Here is a 1,337-nt window from a genome sequence, read left to right on the forward strand (position 1 = left end):
AAGGTTCTTCAGGAAATTCCGGGAACGGGGCACAAAAAATAAATGCGACAACGACAGCACTGGGTTATTTTGAGGTTCCCCAACCAACAAATACTCAGGAGGCCGCCGTTGTCGCAACCCGATCTTATATCATATGCCGGAGGGTGGGAAGGATATCGTGTAGCTAAAACCACCACGATCGGCACGGGCAAAGAAAAAGAGCTTCAAATCGAACTTGTTCCGTTACCGCAGCAGTCGCTGCAGTGCCCCACCTGCGGTGGGCGGTGCATAAGAGTTCACGAGACTACAACTCGTATCATTCGGGACTTGCCGATCCTGGATGCTCGAACCAAGTTGCTCGTTCACCGGCGAAGATTTCGGTGCCCGCAGTGCGGTCCGGTCCTTGAGGCCCTATCGTGGTTGGGTAAATATGCCCGTGTGACAAACAGACTGGCAGATAGCGTAGCCAAACTATGCAATGTCCTGTCGATCAAGCACGTTGCTAACTTCTTTTGTCTCTCCTGGGATCAAGTTAAAGAGATCGACAAACGCTCGTTGACGGAACGTGTGGGCTCTGTAGACCTTTCCGACATCGACATCATCGGCATGGACGAATTTGCTCTCCAAAAAGGGCATCGTTATGCGACTGTCATCGTTGAGCCACACCGTAGACAGGTTCTATATGTTGCCAAAGGCCGTGGCCGCGAGAGCATCAGGCCCTTCTTCGATGACCTCGGCCTTGATGGCTGCAGCCAGCTCAAGGCCGTTGTCATGGATATGAATGGTGCCTTTGAAGAGGAGGTTAAGGCTCGCTGCCCTCAGGCTGCCATCGTTTACGATCTCTTTCACGTAGTTGCTAAGTACAGCAGAGAGGTCATCAGCCGGGTCCGCAACGCCGAGGCTAACCGACTGAAGGACGACAAGAAGGCACGCAAAGTGATTCAGACGTCACGCTGGTTGCTGCTACGCAACAGCAGAAATGTCAGAGGCGACGACATGCTTCGACTTCAAGAGCTGCTGGATGCTAACAAGCCATTGTTCACAGTCTATGTTCTAAAGGACGAACTTAAGCAACTCTGGCGTTTCAAGTGCCGAGAGGAAGCAGAACTGTTCTGGGAACATTGGTTTTCAAAAGCAATCAGCAGCAAGATTCCACAACTGGTGCTGTTTGCGCAAAGGTTGCAAGGGTACATCCAAGGCATACTCAATCACTGTCTCTGGCCCTTGCACACAGGCATCCTCGAAGGCATCAACAACAAGATCAAAGTGATCAAAAGAGTAGCCTATGGATACCGGGACCATGACTACTTCTTTCTCAAAATCAGAGCAGCATTTCCCGGAATTCCCGGATGAACCTT

General features: G+C 51.2%; 1 protein-coding gene. It reads left to right on the forward strand.

All coding sequences use genetic code 11. The features are described 5' to 3' along the window. The first annotated feature begins 108 nt into the window (after nucleotides 1-108). Nucleotides 109-1,332: an ISL3 family transposase gene (locus D6Z24_RS21465; protein WP_129128545.1), complete on the forward strand. Its 1,224-nt coding sequence runs from the start codon at nucleotides 109-111 to the stop codon at nucleotides 1,330-1,332. Nucleotides 1,333-1,337 lie beyond the last annotated feature (5 nt).

Origin of the sequence: Geomonas oryzae, from assembly GCF_004117875.1 — a bacterium.
GTDB lineage: Bacteria > Desulfobacterota > Desulfuromonadia > Geobacterales > Geobacteraceae > Geomonas > Geomonas oryzae.